This window comes from Methylomonas sp. Kb3, from assembly GCF_002834115.1.
GTDB lineage: Bacteria > Pseudomonadota > Gammaproteobacteria > Methylococcales > Methylomonadaceae > Methylomonas > Methylomonas defluvii.
Genome location: NZ_PIZT01000010.1, coordinates 1 through 17,926 on the forward strand (window position 1 = coordinate 1; position 17,926 = coordinate 17,926).

Consider the following 17,926-nt stretch of genomic DNA (forward strand, 5'->3'; position numbering starts at 1 on the left):
GCATCTGGTTCAACCAATCAATGCGGCTTGCGGGAGCGATAAAATCAACAGCCTGTTAAACCATCGCGTAAAGTCTTTGATACCTTAATCTGCAAGGAGTGGCCGAATATCCAGCGCATTCTGGCTTCGCTGGCACAAAAGGACGTTACTCAAGCGACCATCGTGCGTAAACTCGCCAGTTATAAGCGGCAAAACCAGACCAAGAAGGCACTATGGGAATTGGACAATATTTATCGGTCACTTCATATTCTTGATTCCATCGATGCCCCAATACTCAGGCAGCGCATTCAGAAGGCGCTTAATCGCGGCGAGGCGTATCACCGTATGCGACGAGCGATTTCCTATGTCAATGGCGGTAAATTCCGGGTAAAAACCGAAGCGGAGCAGCAAATCTGGAACGATTGTTCCCGACTTATTGCCAACGCCATCATCCACTACAACACGCTAATCTTGTCGCGGGTGTATGAGCAAAAACTGGCTGCCGGCGACCAGGATGCTATCGAGATCATCAAAGGCACGTCGCCCGTCGCCTGGCAAAATGTGAATCTGATCGGTAAGTTTGAATTTACGGAAGAAAATGCCAAGGTTGACATCGAGGCGTTGGCCGCACGATATAACGACCCTGATTTTTGGCGAAAGTCTGTTGAGGGTTATAGCGATGCTTAATATTAGGTGTTGCTAATTTTTACCTTTTCGAGGGGATGGGCAAAAATAGCCAATAACGGCGGCGGCCGATTTTGCCGGGCGTTTTTGCCGCCAGCGTCGGCATGGCGCGGATAATATAGCTTGTCAAACCGGCTACCGGGCGGTTTGATGGTCTCCGCCGCCGCGATGATGTCATCCAGCGGACAAAGCTGTCTTTGACTAGCCGGCGGCGCTTGGATTCGAATCTGCTCGGCATTCAGCACGTCCTGTAATTCCTCGTAAAACACCAGAATGCCGCCGGTAAAACCCACCACCGCCAATACCGCGCCCACGAACAATCCCAGGTATAAATGCACCCGCAACCAGATTTGCCGCCGGGATTTCAGCCGTCGTAAGCGTGCCGATGTCAAAATTCAACCTTGACCGAACCTAAAAAAGTCCGCGGCATGCCCGGTTGCGAGCCGAAACTGCGGGTTTCCCAGATCGAGGCCGAGTAATAGCGTTTATCAAGCAGGTTATCGACATTAAATTGCAGGCTGATTTTGGACGGTCCGGCGTTGAAGGCGTACCCCAGGGCGGCGTCGACGCGAGCGTATCCGGGCAGTTGAAAGCTGTTGGCGCAGTCGCCCTGGCGCTCGCCGGCCAGATAAACCCCGGCGCCCGTCCACAAGCCTTGCCAGCCGAGGCCGGCGAAATCGTACTTAGACCACAGGCTGGCGGCTTGCTCGGGCACATTGGCGAACTGCTTACCCTGAATGTCCGTGACGTCCTTGGTGAACATCGTCCTGGTAAACGAATAGCTAGCGATCAGGCTCCAGAACTCGGTAATGCGTCCAGATACATCCAATTCGATACCCTGGCTGCGGCCCTCGCCGACCAGCACGTTGAAGCCCTGCGCCGCCAACGCGGCATCGGCGGCTGAGTGGCTGATGTTCTTCTTGGTCAGCTCGTAGTAAGTCAGGCCGGCATTCAACTTGCCGTCCCACCACTCGCCCTTGACGCCGGCTTCCCAACCCTCGGACATTTCCGGGCGGCGTTGACTGCCCGGCACCAGCCGGCTGGTGTTGGCGGCATTCATGGCTTTGACGTAGTTGGTGTAAAGCGAGAGCCAGTTCAATGGCCGGTAGAGCAGACCTACCCGTGGACTGAATTCGCCGTCGTCGGTGACATCCGCGCCGTCGCTACTGCTGTGGGCTTGGTCGTAACGAGTGCCGAACAATAGATGCCAATCCTCGGCGATAGTGACTTGATCCTGAATGTACAAGCCCCACCAAGAGGTACGACTGGTCGATACCGGGCTGGAGGCTTCCGCCGCCAGATTGATGCCGGGCCGGTCGTAGGTAATCGGCTGAAAAATATTGATGGGTGATGGGAAACTGGTGCCGCAGGTGTCGCACAGGAAATAACTGCTGTTGGTGCGGCCGTCGGTCTTATAAAGATCGCCGCCGACGGTCAGGGTATGTTCCAGGCCGAACGTTTTGAAGTTGCCGGTGAGATTGACAATACCTTGGATGCTGTCCTCGTTGTAGTCGTAGTCGCTGTAGAACAGGGAGGCGTCGCCGGTGGCTTCGTCCAGGGTATTGATGAAAGTGCCCGCCGAGAATTGGTGTTCGTAGTTGTAGCCGACCTTGGCGTTCAGTTTCCATTTATCGGAAAAAGCATGGCTAAGGCTCAGGCCACCGTAAAGCAGACTGGAATCGCCATCGTCGGTAGCTCGCTCGCCTATGAAGCGGCTAATTGGCAGGTTAGCCGGTCGATTGCCGACGGCCGGAACGCCGAAGGTGGTGGGGCCGTTGACGTCGTGGTAGCGAAAATCCAGATCGAGTTGGGTGCGGGGCGAAATTTTCCAGGTCAGCGATGGGGCGATGAAACCGCGTTCCTTGTTGACGACGTCGATATAAGAATTGCTGCTTAAGTACTCCATGTTTACCCGGTACAACAAGCTGCCGTCCTTAGTTATCCGGCCTGTGGCGTCGGCCAGGGTGCGGTAGAGATCGAACGAGCCGAATTGTTGTTGCAGAGAATAGTAAGGCTTGTCGAGAGGGCGTTTGCTGACATAATTGATCAACCCGCCGGGTTCTATGCGGCCGTACAATGCGCCGGCCGGACCTTTCAACACCTCCACCCGGTCGATCATCGCGAGGGAATGCGATTGCGCCAAGTCGCGGAGGCCGTCGATATACTGGCGGCTGTCGGTGGCAAAGCCGCGTAAATAAGCGGTGTCGTAAACATATTCTTCACCACGCGAATCAAAATAGCCGCTGACGTTGCGCAAGGCATCGCCGACCCGGATGGCTTGCTGGTCGTCGAGAACCGCTTTGGGAATCACCTGAATCGATAACGGCGTATCCATGATCGGCGTGTCGGTTTTAGTCGCCGAGCTGGCAATGGTCCGGTTATAGAAAGGATTTTGCGGGTCGTCGTCGGCATAGCCGGCTTTACCGGCCACGGTCACCGGCGGTAGAGTGGTGGCTGTTTGCGGTTCGGTAATTGCTTTCTTCTCCAACATTACATTGCCGGGACCGGTAAGCCGGTAACCAATGCCGGTACCTTGCAATAGTTTGTCGAGCGCCTGTTGCGGCGAAAAATGGCCGTTCACCGCACTGGAACGTGCATTTTGGGCAATTTCCGCCGGAAAACCGACTTGCCAATCACTAGCGGCAATGAAGGCGTTCAATGCGTCGGTCAAGGCTTGGGCCGGGATGTTGAAGGTTCGCGTGGCGCCGGGAGTATCGGTTTGGCCGGTCTCGGCGGCATAAACTGGTAGCGGCCGAATAGCCGGCAAAGCCAAAGCGATTGCCATGGCGAGTTTGCGTAATGCGGCGGGTGGGATGGGTGGTAGCCGATACATGAATACTCCTGGTCTGTGAACTGAATAGTCAGTGCAAAAAAGCACATGGCTACCGAGACGTTTCAGAAAACGGAATACACAGTTAGTTAAGCGATATTTTTATCGGCAAGCTTAGCGTCGCCTAATACGCAGGTAATTGAGCTGAGGTTTGAAGCGGCGTGCAGCCGGAGTGGCAAACGGTTGGCGAGGTTTTGGACTTAGCTTTTCAACACCGTCAGATAAGGCGAGATATTGATGGTTTTGGCTCCCGCAATGTCCGCTAGGGTTCGGATCAGGGCTGCGGTATCTTCCAGTTTGTAATTTCCGGTTATCCGGGTGTTTGCCAATTTGGCGTCGGCGATGACGATGGCGCCGGGATGGTAGCGATCCAGTTCCGTTATCACGTCTGCCAAGGTTCGATCTTGAAAGATCAGGCGGCCTTTTAGCCAAGCAAAGGTTTTACCGGTATCTATGTTGCTGATTTCCGCAACGCTGTGGGCATCGATCTCGGTGTGCTGGCCTGCGCTTAATTGTCGGTTTTGGCCTTGTTCGGCGCTACAAATCACTAGGCCGCTTTCGACATTCACTTGGGTAGTATCGCCGGTTTTGACGCTGAAGCGGGTGCCTACCACGCGCACTGTTCCCTGTTCTGTCGTCACAATAAACGGTCGGCTTTTGTCGGCATTCACCTCAAAATACGCTTCGCCGCTTAATAAGGTTACGCCGCGCTGTTGACCGGCGTAATCCAGTTTTATCGCGCTGTCGGTATTAAGCACAAGCGCGGAACCGTCTGCCAGTATTACTCGGCGCTGTTCGCCGGTGGCGGTGGTAATGTCTGCTTGCCAGCGTTGCAACCAATCTGTTGAAGCCAGGAACCAGCCGCTGATTAAGGTAATGCTGGCGGCAGCAGCCCAGCGCCGAATGGTCGATTTACGCTGTGCGGGCGGCCGAAGTGGGATGCTGGCGTATTGGCTTAGGGCGGCGTTCAATGCCGGCGATTGCCAGAGTTGTACTACTTTGTCGTAAGCGGTTTGATGCGTGGGGTCGGCGGCTAACCAGCAGGCAAACTCGGCTTGATCGGTCGCACCGGTTTTATGGTCTTGTAAGCGGGCAAACCAGGCAAGTGCTTGATCTTGGACATTACCCAGCGATGGAACTTCCTGATCAAAACGTAAAGGCATGGCGGTTGGTGGGTTAGGTAATGGGGCGAATTTTATCAGTATTGGTGCTGTGTTCAGGAAAATCAGTATGGCCTAAGGTTACGGCTAGTCTTGCCGGCTGGCTAATAAATGAGTCAGAGCTGCCTGTACATTCTTCTCTACCGCGCTACGCGATATGCCGTAATAGGTGGCGATCCGCTCGTAATTCCAATGGTGAAATTTGTGCAACACCAGAATTTGCCTGCGCCGTTCGGGTAATTGCTCAAGCGCTGCCAGCATCAATGCCAGTTCTTGTTGATCGGACGCTTGCTGCTCGGGCGTCGGGGTATCGTCCGGCAAATTGTCCAGCAGCGATATATCTTCGTCCGTATCGGCCGTTTTTGAGTCGTCGGCGCGTTGGCGAATACGCTCTTTACGCAGATGATCCAGTGCCAGGTTTTTTGCGATTTGGTACAGAAACGGCCGCGGGTAACTGATGTCTTGGATTTCCAGGGCGTGCAGCATTTTTATGTAAGCTTCATGCGCCAAGTCTTCGGCGGTTTGCGGGCAGCCGACGATGCCGAAAATAGTGTGAATCAACGAATCGCGATGGCTCAAAAATAAATCGTCGATGTTGAAGGTGAGGCTGTTCATGGCGAAGACGTGTTTGGCGTGCTTGGAACCCGATAGAGCCGATTTACAGCAATATTTGAACCAATAAACAAGTGTGTTGATTTTGAAAGACAAAATCACATGGCACCCGGCGGCAGGGTATGGCATATGCCGTTTTAATAGGTGAAATGCCTGATTTATTTGCAATCAGAGTGGACGGGAGATGTGTGCTGGAAGTGCCTACAACTACACACTTTTTCTGCGAAAACTGCTAGTCTTATCACCTCGATTAAGCGGGTGGGGCCGAGCTTGGAACAGGATATAACAACAGATCTGCGGGTGTTGGAAAGTCATTTGGACGGTATGCTCAACCGCGTCCAACACAACAGCTTGACCTTGAAGCGATTGCAAAGCTTTGAAATGCGTTTACTGGGGCTTAGTTCGTTGGCGGAGATGATCGAGTTCATTCTCGGTGAAGCCAAGGCCCTGTTCCAGTTGGACGTAATCAGCTTGTGTTTGATCGACCCTAAAAACGAAATCGCCGGTTACCTGGAAGTGGATAATTATAATTATCGGGACCGGGAAGGGCTGTTTTTAGCAAGTAGCGAATGGCAATTGCGGCATAGTTTTGGTCTGTCCGACCAGCCGTTTCTGGGGAGCTATCAAACCACGATTTGCGAGAAGTTTTTCTCCGAATCCAATCAACAAAAACCGGCGTCGGTAGTCATTGCGCCGCTGATTCGCCGGGATCGGTATTTGGGCTCGTTGAATCTGGGCAGTTATCACAACGAGCGTTTCATGCAAGGTATGGCGACCGATTTTGTCGAGCACATCGCCTCGGTCATCAGTATTTGCCTGGAAAACAATCTTAATGTCGAAACCATGCGGCGCACCAGTTTGGTCGATCCCTTGACCGGCGTGAACAATCGGCGGTTTTTGGAGCAGCGTATAGAGGAAGAGCTGGATCGCAGCCAACGCAATCGCGAACCTTTGTCCTGCCTATTTCTGGATATTGATTTTTTCAAGCGCATCAACGACGGTTTTGGACACCAGGCCGGGGATCATGTACTGGCTGTGGTGGCCGGTATCATCAAGAAATTGCTGCGCAATAACGATGTGCTGGCGCGTTACGGCGGGGAAGAGTTTGTGGCCTTGCTGTCGCAATCCGATGAAAGTACGGCCTCGGAAATTGCCGAGCGGATTCGTTTGAGTATTGCTAATTTGCAGGTGGAGTATGGCGACCAAGCCATCCCGGTGACTATTTCGATTGGTGTGGCGACTTACCAGCCTAACCGGGCGCAGAAAAAGCTTGTCGCCGAGATTGCGTTGCAATTGGTGCAAACCGCCGATGCTGCCTTGTACGAAGCCAAACGTAAAGGCAGAAACCGTATTGAGAATGGCGGGCTGGTGTTAGTAACCGAGCCTGCTTAGTGGTAACCGTTGGGATTGTTTTTCTGCCAGCGCCAGGTGTCGGTCATCATTTGTTTTAAATCCCGCTCGGCTTTCCAACCAATTTTTGCTTCGGCCAGGCTGGGATCAGCGTAGCAGGCCGCGACATCGCCGGCTCTGCGTGGTGCGATTTTGTAGGGTACCGCTTGGCCCGTCACCTCAATGAAGGTATTGACCATTTCCAATACGCTGTAGCCGTTGCCGGTTCCTAAATTAACCGCATCGCAAATAGCGGTATCGGCCGATTTACCGAGCAGGTATTGCAAGGCTTTGATATGACCTTGTGCCAGATCAACTACGTGGATGTAATCGCGGACGCCGGTGCCGTCCTTGGTGGGGTAGTCGTTGCCGAACACCGACAGGACCGGTAATTTGCCGATGGCAACTTGCGATAAAAACGGCATCAAATTATTGGGGATGCCGTTGGGATCTTCACCGATCAAACCGCTGCTGTGCGCGCCGATGGGGTTGAAATAGCGCAGTATTGCAAATTGCCAGGGCTGGCTGTTGCCGTTCAGGCTGTCGGCATTGCTGACATCGCGCAGGATCTCCTCGATAAACAGTTTGGTACGGCCGTAAGGATTGGTGGCTTGCAGCGGGAAGCTTTCCAGAATCGGTACGCTATGCGGATCGCCGTAAACCGTCGCCGACGAGCTGAATACCAATCTTTTCACTGCAAACTCGTCCATCGTTTCCAGTAACACTTGGGTGCCGTAGATGTTGTTGCGGTAATAGCTCAGGGGTTGCTGGCAGGATTCGCCGACGGCTTTCAGGCCGGCGAAATGAACCACCGCATCGATTTTATGTGCTTTAAAAATCTCGCGTAGCGCGGCTTGGTCGGTAATGTCGGCTTGATAGAAACCGGGTTTATGTCCGGTAATGGTTTCGATACGTTTCAGCGATTCGATTTTGCTGTTACTCAGGTTATCGACAACGATGACCTCGAAACCGTTATTCAGCAGTTCTACGCAGGTATGGCTGCCGATATAGCCGGCGCCGCCCGTCACTAAGATGGTGTGTTTCATCGTTGTAATTCCTGGTTAGCGCTCTAAGATGTCCAGTCCGGCTTCATCGGATACGACGCGCGGAATAGTGGATTCGGGGTCGCGGCGCAGGCCGGCAAAATCGAACAAGCTGGTATCGGCCATTTGCGACGGCGCGATATTTTGCAAACTGGCGAAAATCGTCTCGATGCGGCCGGGGAATTGTTTATCCCAAGCGTTGAGCATTTGTTTCATCGCCTTGCGCTGCAGGTTTTCTTGCGAGCCGCATAAATTGCAAGGAATGATCGGAAACTGTTTGAAAGCCGCGAAGCGGTTGATGTCTTTTTCCCGGCAATATGCTAACGGACGTATGACGATGTTTTGCTTATCGTCACTCAGCAGCTTCGGCGGCATGGCTTTCAGTTTGCCAGCGTAGAACATGTTCAGAAAAAAGGTTTCGATGATGTCGTCACGGTGATGGCCGAGGGCGATCTTAGTGATCTTATGTTCCTTGGCAAATCCGTACAGCGTGCCGCGGCGTAGCCTTGAACACAGACTACACGTCGTTTGTCCTTCCGGGATGATGCGTTTGACGATGCTGTAAGTGTCGTGCTCGATAATGTGGTAAGGCACGCCTATCGATTGTAGATATTCCGGCAGCACGTGTTCCGGAAAGCCTGGCTGCTTCTGATCCAGATTGACGGCAATAATCTCAAAATTGATTGGCGCGGTTTTCTGCAAGTTCAGCAGAATGTCCAGCATGGTGTAAGAATCTTTGCCGCCGGACAGACACACCATGACCTTATCATCGGGCTCTATCATGTTGAAATCGGCGATGGCTTCGCCAACGCAACGTCTCAGGCGTTTTTGCAGCTTGTTAAACTGGGTACGGGATTTGTGTTCTGGATCGGACATGGGTGCAGGGAAGGGCGGCTGAACCAAAGTTGCAGCCGCGCCAAAGTTAGCCGTTATAGCGTTGGAAAATCAGCGTGGCGTTGGTCCCGCCAAAGCCGAAGCTGTTGGACATAATGGTGTTCAGCGTGACGTTATCCCGATATTCTCTAACGATAGGAATGCCGGCCGCGCCTGGATCGAGTTGGTTGATATTGGCGGAGGCACTCAAGAAGTTTTCTTGCATCATCAGCAAGGAATAAATGGCTTCGTTGACGCCGGCCGCACCCAAGGCATGTCCGGTCAGGGATTTAGTCGAGCTGACCGCCGGCACGTTTTCTGCACCGAACACCTCGCGCATCGCTTCCAATTCTCGGGTGTCACCCACCGGGGTGCTGGTGCCGTGCGCATTGATGTAGTCTATTTTATCGGTGACGGTAGCCATTGCCTGCTGCATGCAGCGCACTGCGCCTTCGCCGGAGGGTTGTACCATGTCGTAGCCGTCAGATGTGGCGCCGTAGCCGACCAGTTCGGCGTAGATTTTGGCGCCGCGGGCTTTGGCGTGTTCCAATTCTTCGATGACTAACACGCCGCCGCCGCCGGAAATGACGAAGCCGTCGCGGGTTTCGTCGTAGGGACGAGAGGCCGTTTCTGGCGTGTCGTTATATTTTGAGGACAAGGCGCCCATCGCGTCGAACATCACCGACATGGTCCAGTGCAGTTCTTCACCGCCGCCGGCGAACACAACGTCTTGTTTGCCTAATTGAATCAATTCCATGGCGTGGCCGATGCAGTGGGCACTGGTGGCGCAAGCGGAGCTGATGGAGTAATTGACGCCTTTGATTTTAAAGGGCGTGGCCAAGCAGGCCGTGTTGGTGCTGGACATGGCGCGCGTCACCATGTAGGGTCCGACCTTTTTTACACCTTTGGAACGCAGAATGTCGGCGGAATCGACCAGATTGGACGTTGACGGCCCGCCGGAGCCCATCACTAAGCCGGTGCGGATATTGGACACTTGCGACTCTTCCAGGCCGGAGTCGGCAATAGCCTGTTCCATAGCCAGGTAGTTGTATGCGGCACCGTCGCCCATAAAGCGTTTAACTTTACGGTCTATCGCTTCATCCAGATCAATATTAACCGGGCCGTGTACATGGCTGCGAAAGCCCATTTCGGCATAGACCGGTGCGTGAACGATACCGGAACGGCCGGCGCGTAAAGAATCAACCACTTCGTCCCGGTTGTTGCCGATGCTGGAAACTATCCCTAAACCTGTTACAACGACGCGCTTCATGATGGTTTCCTTAGAAATCTTGGGTGGAAGTGAATAAACCGACTCGTAAATCGGTCGCCTCGTAGATTTGTTTGCCATCGACTTCCATCGTCGCATCGGCGATGCCCATGACCAATTTGCGTAGAATCACACGCTTCAAGTCGATTTTATAAGTCACTTTTTTGGCTGTCGGCAGCACTTGGCCGGTGAATTTAACTTCGCCGCAACCCAGCGCGCGGCCTTTGCCAGGGCCGCCTAGCCAGCATAAATAAAAACCGACCAATTGCCACATCGCGTCCAAACCTAGACAGCCTGGCATGACCGGGTCGCCTTGAAAGTGGCAATCAAAAAACCATAATTCGGGGGTAATATCCAGCTCGGCGATGATTTCGCCTTTGCCGTATTTGCCGCCTTCATCGGAAATATGGACGATGCGGTCCATCATCAGCATATTGGGAAGCGGTAGCTGCGCGTTGGTCGGACCGTATAATTCACCTCGGCCGGACATTAATAATTCTTCGCGCGTGAAACTGTGCTGCTTCTCCATCTTGATTTTTACCTGGTTGGTGGGTTCAAAAACTGCGGCATTATCTAATAATCGGCTTAAAAAATCAGCTCAATTTTTAGCCGGGCATGACCTCGCGCATTAGATCGTCGATCTTTAAGCTGTCGCGTTGCAGCCGCTGTTGGTAGATCAAGCTATACATTAACACCGATGCAACATACCCCCGAGTCTCCTTGTAAGGGATGTTTTCAATCCAGATGTCGGCCGGCAAAGCTCGGTTTTCCGGTAGCCAGCGCTTCACTTTATTGGCGCCGGCGTTATAGGCGGCCGTGGCTAGTGCGACGTGGCCATTGAATTGGCGCAAGAGTTTTTTGAAATAAAACGCGCCGTATTTGACGTTGAGTTCCGGCTTAAACAGGCTGTAATCGCTATCCCAACTATCGCGCAATTCGGCGGCAATTTGCCGGCCGGTGTTAGGCATAATCTGCATCAAACCTTTAGCGCCAGCCGGCGAGTCGGCAAATTCATCGAACGCACTTTCCTGGCGGATCAATCCCAAAATTAAACCCGGATCCAATTGTTGTGCGGCAGCGTTACTTTGGATGGGCTGGATATATATCAGCGGAAAGCGCAAATTGACGTCGTCCCATTGATTAGCCTTGGCTATAGTGGCAATCGCCAAAGCCGGACAATTGGCTTGTTGGGCCAGTTTTGCAGCGACGGGTAGCTGGCGACTGTCAAGTTTGGCGATTGCGTACCACCATTGGCGTTTGGCTTCCGGTTTTCTGTCGATAGCGAGTAGCTCGGAAAATACCTGGAAATCGGGTCGATTTTGTAAAGTCTCGAGGTCGCTGCTTGATACCGTCAAAGGTCTGTCCACCAGTTCAATGGCTTGCCTTAATCTGCCGGCAGCCAGAAAACCGTAAAAACTGCGATTTTTTGCCAACTGTAGAAACAAGGCATTGGCTGCTGCGCTCTGGCCGGTTTCCGCCAAGCCGCGGGCTTGCCAGTACTGCCATTTTTCCTGAGATTTTTCGTCGTCGTTAAGGCCGGTAATCGCCACAGCGACGTCTTGCCAGTTCTGCATATTCAATGCGGCTCTAACTCGCCATTCCCGGGCCGATTCGTCGCTGTTTTCCAGTTGCGACAAGCGGGCGTAAGCGCGGCTGTCGTGTTTTAAGGCCAAGGCGATAGCGATGCGTTTTTCGATAAAAGCGGCGGTTGCCGGCGTAATGGCGATTTGCGATTTATGACTGTCCCAAGTCGTCATGGCCGTTTCGACATTGGTTTCCAGCCAGCGGTCAATCGCATGGGCAAACAGTTCTCCGGCTTGCTCAGGGTTCTCGCGCCAGCCTGTATCAGCAATAACGGTTTCCGGCTGTCGGTGCAGTTTTAACCAAGTATTGGCCTGCTTGAGTTCCGCGTCGCTGAAAAATCGGGTCAAGTAGCTGGCCAGGCTTTGATTGTCGCGCTTGAGGGCGGCGTGAAATCGTTGGTTGATCAGTTCCTTATTGAAATACGGCGATGATTTATAAGCTTCGAACAGGACATCGCAATTATCCGGTTGCGATTTACCGCTTAACCATAAAGCGCGGGCTTGATTGAAGGCTTCCAAGGCTTGGCCGGTTTGCAATTGAGCCAGGCCAGCGTAGCATTGCAGCTCGGGATCGTCACTGCCTTGATAATTATTCAACAGCACTAGCCACTGCTGCTTTTTACCCAAAGCCAGCAACCACTTTTGCCGCAGCCCGGCCGCGTAACGGCTGGCGGCGTGCTCGTTTAAAAACTGCTTGATGTCGGCGTCGGCGTCCAAATGATTTTTTAACCATTGGTATTGCAGATAAGGATATAGCGGGTAGCCTTTTAGGTTTGAAGCCAGCGCGAAATATTCGGCATCGCGATTCTGGTCAAGTGCTTGCTCGGCACGCAAAAATAGCTGACGTTGGCTGGCCAAAGAGATTTCATCCGCCTGGGCACTGTTCGGTAAAACGCCGGTCAGAGCGGCAAGCAGTAAAAAACACGGGATAACATGCATATCAATTTCCACGACAGCCGAGACTAAACCCTATGCAAGAAGTTTTTGCAAAGTGGGTCGGACCATTATAATCGTTAAACTTCATCGAATTTGTTTCATTACCTTGAAAACCTCACAGCGCGCGGCGCAAGCCGAATATTCCTGGCAGTATATTTACAGCATCGCTAAGCAGCATAAAAAACAACTGATCAACGGGCATTTGGTCGCCATCTTGGCAACGGTTGCCAGCGTACCGGTACCCTTATTGATGCCTTTATTGGTAGACGAGGTTTTGCTGAACCATCCGGGCGTGGTGCTGAATAGCCTCAATCCGTGGCTGCCCGGCGAGTGGCAGCAACCTGCCATTTACATTGCCGTTATTTTGCTGCTGAGCTTGCTGTTGCGCTTGTTTGCCTTGGTGCTAAACATTATGCAGACTCGGCAGTTTTCCAATATTGCCAAGGATGTGATTTTTCGCATTCGCGAAAGTTTGGTGAAACATTTGCAACACATCTCGATGTCCGAGTATGAAAGCCTGGGCAGCGGTACGGTCAGTTCGCACATGGTGACCGACCTCGATACGCTGGATAATTTTATCGGCACCACGATCAGTAAATTATTGGTGGCAGTTCTGACCGTGTTAGGTACCGCTTTAATTCTGCTGTGGATGCACTGGCAATTGGGTTTATTCATTATCTTTTTGAACCCGCTGGTCATTTATCTGGCTCGGGCTGTTGGTTCCAGGGTGAAGGAACTGAAGGCTAACGAAAACAAAGCCTACGCGATATTCCAGCAAGCTTTGAGCGAAACGCTGGAGGCGATTCATCAAATCCGCGCCAGCAACCGCGAGGAGCACTATTGCCGGCAGTTGATCGGCAGCGCACTGGCGGTTAAAAACCACTCGACCATCTATGCCTGGAAAAGCGATGCGACGGTGCGTTTGAGCTTTTTGACCTTTCTATTTGGCTTCGATATTTTCCGCGCCACCGCGATGCTGATGGTGCTGTATTCCAATCTGACCATAGGCGAAATGCTGGCGGTATTCGGTTATCTGTGGTTCATGATGGCGCCGGTGCAGGAGATATTAAGCATTCAGCAGTCTTTTTATGCCGCCAAAGCCGCGTTGGCCCGCGTCAACCAGCTGACCCTGTTGCAGCGCGAACCGTATTATCCGCATTTGCAAAACCCGTTTATCGGGCGTAAAACCGTGTCGGTCAGCGTCAAGAATTTGCATTTTAGTTACAAGGACGAACCGGTACTGAACGGTATTAATCTGACTATACCGGCCGGTGAGAAAATTGCCCTGGTCGGCGCCAGCGGCGGTGGCAAGTCGACGCTGGCGCAAACTTTGATCGGTTTATATCCGCCGGGCGGCGGCATGATTTATTTCGACGGCGTGCCGCTGAACCGGATAGGTTTGGATGTGGTGCGCGAACATGTCGCGACCGTTTTACAGCATCCCGCTTTGCTAAACGATACGATACGCGCCAATCTGACCTTGGGCCGGGAGATTGCCGATGCTGAATTGTGGCGAGCTTTGGAGATTGCGCAAATGAAGTCGACCGTGGAAGAACAGCCGCAGGGTTTGGACACCGTGGTGGGCAGACAGGGTATGCGCTTATCCGGCGGCCAACGGCAACGGCTGGCCATCGCCCGGATGATAGTCAGCCAGCCGGCAGTGGTGATTCTCGACGAAGCCACATCGGCGCTGGACAGCGAAACCGAGTATAAACTGCACCAAGCCTTGAGCACCTTTCTGGAAGGCCGTACTACCATCATCATTGCGCATAGGCTCAGTGCGGTGAAACAGGCCGATCATGTGTATGTCTTTGAACAAGGCCAGATTTGCGAACAAGGCAAACACGATTCCTTGATTCAACAAAACGGCTTGTACGCCAAACTTTACGGTGATTATCAATAGTGTCGGAATTATACGATTTACACAGTCATTCCACCGCGTCCGACGGCGCGTTGTCGCCCACCGAACTGGTGTTGCGTGCTCAACAGCAGGGGGTTACTGCGCTGGCTTTGACCGACCACGATACAACTGCCGGCTTACAAGAAGCGACCGAAGCCGCCGCGCAAGCCGGCATCCGCTTGATTCCCGGCATCGAACTGTCGGCTAGTTTCGAAAGTCATTGTCTGCACATCGTAGGTTTAAATATCGATCCGCAGCATCCGGGATTACTCGAAGGTATTGCCAAGCAACAATCGATCCGCGACCAGCGCGCGCAAAAAATTGCCGAAAAACTGGCGAAGAAGGGCATAGCCGACGCCTATCCCACGTTAAGGCAAATCGCCGGTAACGGCGAAATCACCCGCCTGCATTTTGCCGATTTTCTGGTCAATCAAGGTGTGGTCGAAACTCAGCAGGATGCCTTTGACCGCTATTTGAGCAAGGGTAAGCCGGCTTATGTGCCGACGGTTTGGGCCGGTCTGGCCGATTGTGTCGGCTGGATTCGGGCCGCCGGCGGTGTGGCGGTGTTGGCGCATCCCTTGCGTTACAAACTCAGCAGCAAATGGATTAACAAAGCATTGGTGGCATTCAAGGCGGCAGGCGGGCAGGGCATAGAAGTGGTGACGGGTCGGGCCAGCGTCGATGATATCCGCTTAAGTTATTTGCATGCCAGCAAACATCAATTGCATGCATCGATGGGCTCGGATTTTCATGCGCCGGGCAATCAATGGCTGGAGCTGGGGCGTCTGGCGGCCTTGCCGGACGGCGCGGCGCCGGTTTGGCAGTTATTTTAACCAGGCGTAAACAACCGGGCGAATTCGTCGGCGGGCAAGGGTTGATTCCAATAAAAACCCTGCGCTTTGCGGCAGCCGAGTTGATGCAGTTGCTCGGCTTGCTCCTTGGTTTCCACGCCTTCGGCCAAGGTCAGTAGGCCCAGCGTATCGCCCAATTGCAAGATGGCTTTGACGATAGCGGTGTCTTCGGCTTTGCCTGAGGTTAAATCCCGGATAAATGATTGATCGATTTTTAGTTTGTTCACCGCAAAGCGCTTCAAATAACTCAGTGAGGAATAACCGGTGCCGAAATCGTCGATGGCAAAGCTGACGCCCAAGGCGCGCAACTGGGCAATCGTATTGATGACGGCATTGGTATCGAACATCAGGACCGATTCGGTTAACTCCAGCTCTAAATAATGCGGTTCCAGTCCTGATTCCGCCAATGCGCTTTGCACCGACTCCAATAAGTTGCCGCGCTTGAACTGTAGGGCCGAGATGTTGACGGTAACCAGCAGTTTCATACCGGCGTCATGCCAAAGCTTGTTTTGCTTGCAGGCTTCACGTAACACCCAGTCGCCTATCGGGACGATCATGCCGTTGTCCTCGGCGATAGGAATGAACTTGGCCGGCGGGATCATCGGGCTGTTTTCCGGTTGCCAGCGCAGCAAGGCTTCCGCACCGATCACCGTATTGTTGTGTATGGAATATTGCGGCTGATAATGCAAGCGAAGTTCTTTGCGCTTCAAAGCCATGCGCAGGCCGTTCTCGATATTCATCCGCTCGATAGACGCCAGGTTCATATCGTTGGAAAAGAAGCGGAAGGTATTGCGGCCTTCGTTTTTCGCCGAATACATCGCCGTGTCGGCTTTGTTGAGTAAACCGTGAAAATTCAGGCCGTCATTGGGATACAAACTGACGCCTATGCTGAAGGAGGTGCAAAGCGTGACACCTTCAATGACAAAGGGTTGTGTCAGTTGATCGAGAATTTTCAGCACAATTTGCGTGATTGCGTCGATGTCGGGAATGTCGGTGAGGATAATGATGAATTCATCGCCGCCTTGCCGGCAAACCGTATCCACCTCGCGCACGCATTGCACCAGACGCTCCGCGATGCCTTGCAGTAAGCGGTCGCCGACGTCGTGTCCCATCGTATCGTTAATATTCTTAAAATGATCCAGGTCCAGAAACAGCAAACCGACCAGCGTGTTGTTACGCACGGCATGGGCCATGGCCTGGTCAAAGCGGTCGCGCAACAAGGTGCGATTGGGCAGGTTGGTGAGCGGATCGTGACGTGCCAGATATTCGATTTGGGCTTCGGCGGCCTTGCGCTCGGTAATGTCCGAAAAAATGCCGATGTAATGGCTGATCACGCCGTGGGTGTTGTACATCGCGGAAATACCCAGCCATGCGGGATAGGTCTCGCCGTTCTTGCGGGTATCCCAAATTTCGCCTTGCCAGTAGCCGTTTTCGCGCAAGGCCTGCCAGATACGTTGATAGTGGTTGAGGTCAAGATGACGCGCATCGAGAATGGAGGGCGTTTGCTGTAGCACCTCTTCGGCTCTGTAACCGGTAATCGTCGTGTAGGCCTGATTGCTGGACACGATGCGGGTATCCGGATCGCACAGGAAAATGGCCTCGCCGCTGTTTTCGAACACTTTGGCCAGCAAATTCAGGCGTTCGGCTGCCGTTTTACTGTCGGTGATGTCGGTGTGGGTGCCCAGCATGCGCACCGGCTGATTGTTGGCGTCGCGCTCGACGATACTGCCTATCGATAATATCCATTTCCAGCTATCGTCGGCGCAACGCTGCCGGTATTCCAGGCGATATTCTGCCAGTTCCCCGGCGATGTACTGCCGGTAGGCGTCGGAAACGCGCTGCCGGTCATCGGGATGCAAGCGCATGATCCAGCTGTCGATAGTGGCGTCGAAATCGGCTGGGTTGTAGCCGAGCATGCTGGCATATTCGGCGTTGATGATCATGGCCCCGGTTTGCGGATTGATGTCATAAAAACCTTGTTTGGCTGCCTGCATGGATAGCCGCAAGCGTTCCTCGCTATCGGCAAGGGCTTGCTGCGTGCTGCGCATTTCGGTGATGTCGTGCGCCAGGCCGTTCACCGCAACCACTCGGCCATGGTCGTCGAACATGGGCGACTCATTGAGGCTGAGTACACGCAGGCTGCCATCCTTGCTGCGTACTTCCACTTCGTAGTTCGGTGGTTTGATGCCTGCCAGGCATTGCTCGGTGTAGGTCCTGGCAAGCCGATTGATCGGGTTGTTGGTCGTTATATCGAAGCAGTCGCAATGTAGTTCGTCGGGTTTGTAGCCGAGGATATGCTCCACCGAAGGACCTAGATAAGTAAAAATACGCTCGGTATTGTGAGAATACAGGAAGTATTCGTTACCGATGCTTTCCACCAAATCCCGAAAGCGTTGCTCGCTTTGCTTGAGTAGCGTTTGTTGCTCTATAAGACGTTGTGTAGTGCGGTGCGAGCGCAGCACATAGCTGATGCGATGCGGCAACAGCGGCCATTGGATGGGTTTGCCGATAAAGTCGGTAGCCCCCAGCCGAAAGGCGTCTTCCACCGCTTGCGTATCCTCGATAGCCGTCATCATGACAATCGGCACCGATTTGTCGCTGGCGGCACGCATGCCTTGTAAACAACTGAAACCATCCATCTCCGGCATCATCACGTCCAGCAGAACCAAATCCGGCTCGGCGGCGATAAATTGTTCCAATCCGGTCCGGCCGTTGTCGGTTTCGATCAGTTCGTAGCCGTCGGCTTGCAAGATTTGCCTGACCAGCAGACGGACCATCGGATCGTCGTCGACTAACAGGATGCGTGGCTTGACGGACAT

General features: G+C 53.2%; 13 protein-coding genes and 1 pseudogene. 4 read left to right on the forward strand and 10 right to left on the reverse strand.

Annotated features, from left to right (window positions below; genetic code table 11):
- Nucleotides 1-54 precede the first annotated feature (54 nt).
- A pseudogene (locus CWO84_RS07385) lies at nt 55-666 on the forward strand (Tn3 family transposase); the annotation flags it as partial.
- 2 nt (nt 667-668) lie between these two features.
- On the opposite strand, the gene CWO84_RS07390 reads toward CWO84_RS07385, so the two are convergent.
- From CWO84_RS07390 to CWO84_RS07405, 4 genes are all read right to left on the reverse strand, one after another.
- A complete protein-coding gene (locus CWO84_RS07390; RefSeq protein WP_101052202.1) occupies nt 669-1,055 on the reverse strand; it encodes a PepSY-associated TM helix domain-containing protein in 387 nt (128 codons plus the stop codon).
- Nucleotides 1,052-3,496 (reverse strand): TonB-dependent receptor, encoded by a 2,445-nt coding sequence (locus CWO84_RS07395; protein ID WP_101052203.1) that lies wholly within the window; start codon nt 3,494-3,496, stop codon nt 1,052-1,054. Before CWO84_RS07395 ends, CWO84_RS07390 begins: the two co-directional genes overlap by 4 nt.
- A 197-nt stretch (nt 3,497-3,693) precedes the next feature.
- A complete protein-coding gene (locus CWO84_RS07400; RefSeq protein ID WP_101052204.1) occupies nt 3,694-4,656 on the reverse strand; it encodes a FecR family protein in 963 nt (320 codons plus the stop codon).
- Nucleotides 4,657-4,740: 84 nt separating this feature from the next.
- Nucleotides 4,741-5,268 carry a sigma-70 family RNA polymerase sigma factor gene (locus CWO84_RS07405; RefSeq protein ID WP_101052349.1) on the reverse strand — a complete coding sequence of 176 codons (528 nt, stop codon included), beginning with the start codon at nt 5,266-5,268 and terminating at the stop codon, nt 4,741-4,743.
- Between the two features lie 267 nt (nt 5,269-5,535).
- Between CWO84_RS07405 and CWO84_RS07410 the strand changes: the two genes are divergently transcribed.
- Nucleotides 5,536-6,657 (forward strand): sensor domain-containing diguanylate cyclase, encoded by a 1,122-nt coding sequence (locus CWO84_RS07410; protein ID WP_165786284.1) that lies wholly within the window; start codon nt 5,536-5,538, stop codon nt 6,655-6,657.
- Here CWO84_RS07410 and galE read toward each other — a convergent pair.
- From galE to CWO84_RS07435, 5 genes are all read right to left on the reverse strand, one after another.
- Nucleotides 6,654-7,700, reverse strand: coding sequence for a UDP-glucose 4-epimerase GalE (gene galE / locus CWO84_RS07415; RefSeq protein WP_033156423.1), 1,047 nt, complete (start codon nt 7,698-7,700; stop codon nt 6,654-6,656). The genes CWO84_RS07410 and galE overlap by 4 nt on opposite strands.
- A gap of 15 nt (nt 7,701-7,715) precedes the next feature.
- Nucleotides 7,716-8,573, reverse strand: a complete 858-nt coding sequence (gene ttcA / locus CWO84_RS07420) for a tRNA 2-thiocytidine(32) synthetase TtcA (protein WP_033156422.1) — start codon at nt 8,571-8,573, stop codon at nt 7,716-7,718.
- A gap of 46 nt (nt 8,574-8,619) precedes the next feature.
- Nucleotides 8,620-9,840: a beta-ketoacyl-ACP synthase I gene (gene fabB, locus CWO84_RS07425; RefSeq protein WP_033156421.1), complete on the reverse strand. Its 1,221-nt coding sequence runs from the start codon at nt 9,838-9,840 to the stop codon at nt 8,620-8,622.
- A 10-nt stretch (nt 9,841-9,850) separates the two neighbouring features.
- The gene (gene fabA / locus CWO84_RS07430; RefSeq protein WP_033156420.1) at nt 9,851-10,366 is read right to left on the reverse strand and encodes a 3-hydroxyacyl-[acyl-carrier-protein] dehydratase FabA; all 516 of its coding nucleotides are present in this window, start codon (nt 10,364-10,366) and stop codon (nt 9,851-9,853) included.
- Nucleotides 10,367-10,442: 76 nt separating this feature from the next.
- Nucleotides 10,443-12,359, reverse strand: a complete 1,917-nt coding sequence (locus tag CWO84_RS07435; RefSeq protein ID WP_101052206.1) for a transglycosylase SLT domain-containing protein — start codon at nt 12,357-12,359, stop codon at nt 10,443-10,445.
- A 103-nt stretch (nt 12,360-12,462) separates the two neighbouring features.
- Between CWO84_RS07435 and CWO84_RS07440 the strand changes: the two genes are divergently transcribed.
- Together CWO84_RS07440 and CWO84_RS07445 are read left to right on the forward strand one after the other, a co-directional pair.
- Nucleotides 12,463-14,259, forward strand: coding sequence for an ABC transporter ATP-binding protein (locus CWO84_RS07440; protein ID WP_101052350.1), 1,797 nt, complete (start codon nt 12,463-12,465; stop codon nt 14,257-14,259).
- A complete protein-coding gene (locus CWO84_RS07445) occupies nt 14,259-15,089 on the forward strand; it encodes a PHP domain-containing protein (RefSeq protein ID WP_101052207.1) in 831 nt (276 codons plus the stop codon). Before CWO84_RS07440 ends, CWO84_RS07445 begins: the two co-directional genes overlap by 1 nt.
- Here the strand turns inward: CWO84_RS07445 and CWO84_RS07450 are convergent.
- The gene (locus CWO84_RS07450) at nt 15,086-17,926 is read right to left on the reverse strand and encodes an EAL domain-containing protein (RefSeq protein WP_101052208.1); all 2,841 of its coding nucleotides are present in this window, start codon (nt 17,924-17,926) and stop codon (nt 15,086-15,088) included. The two genes, CWO84_RS07445 and CWO84_RS07450, sit on opposite strands and share 4 nt — an antisense overlap.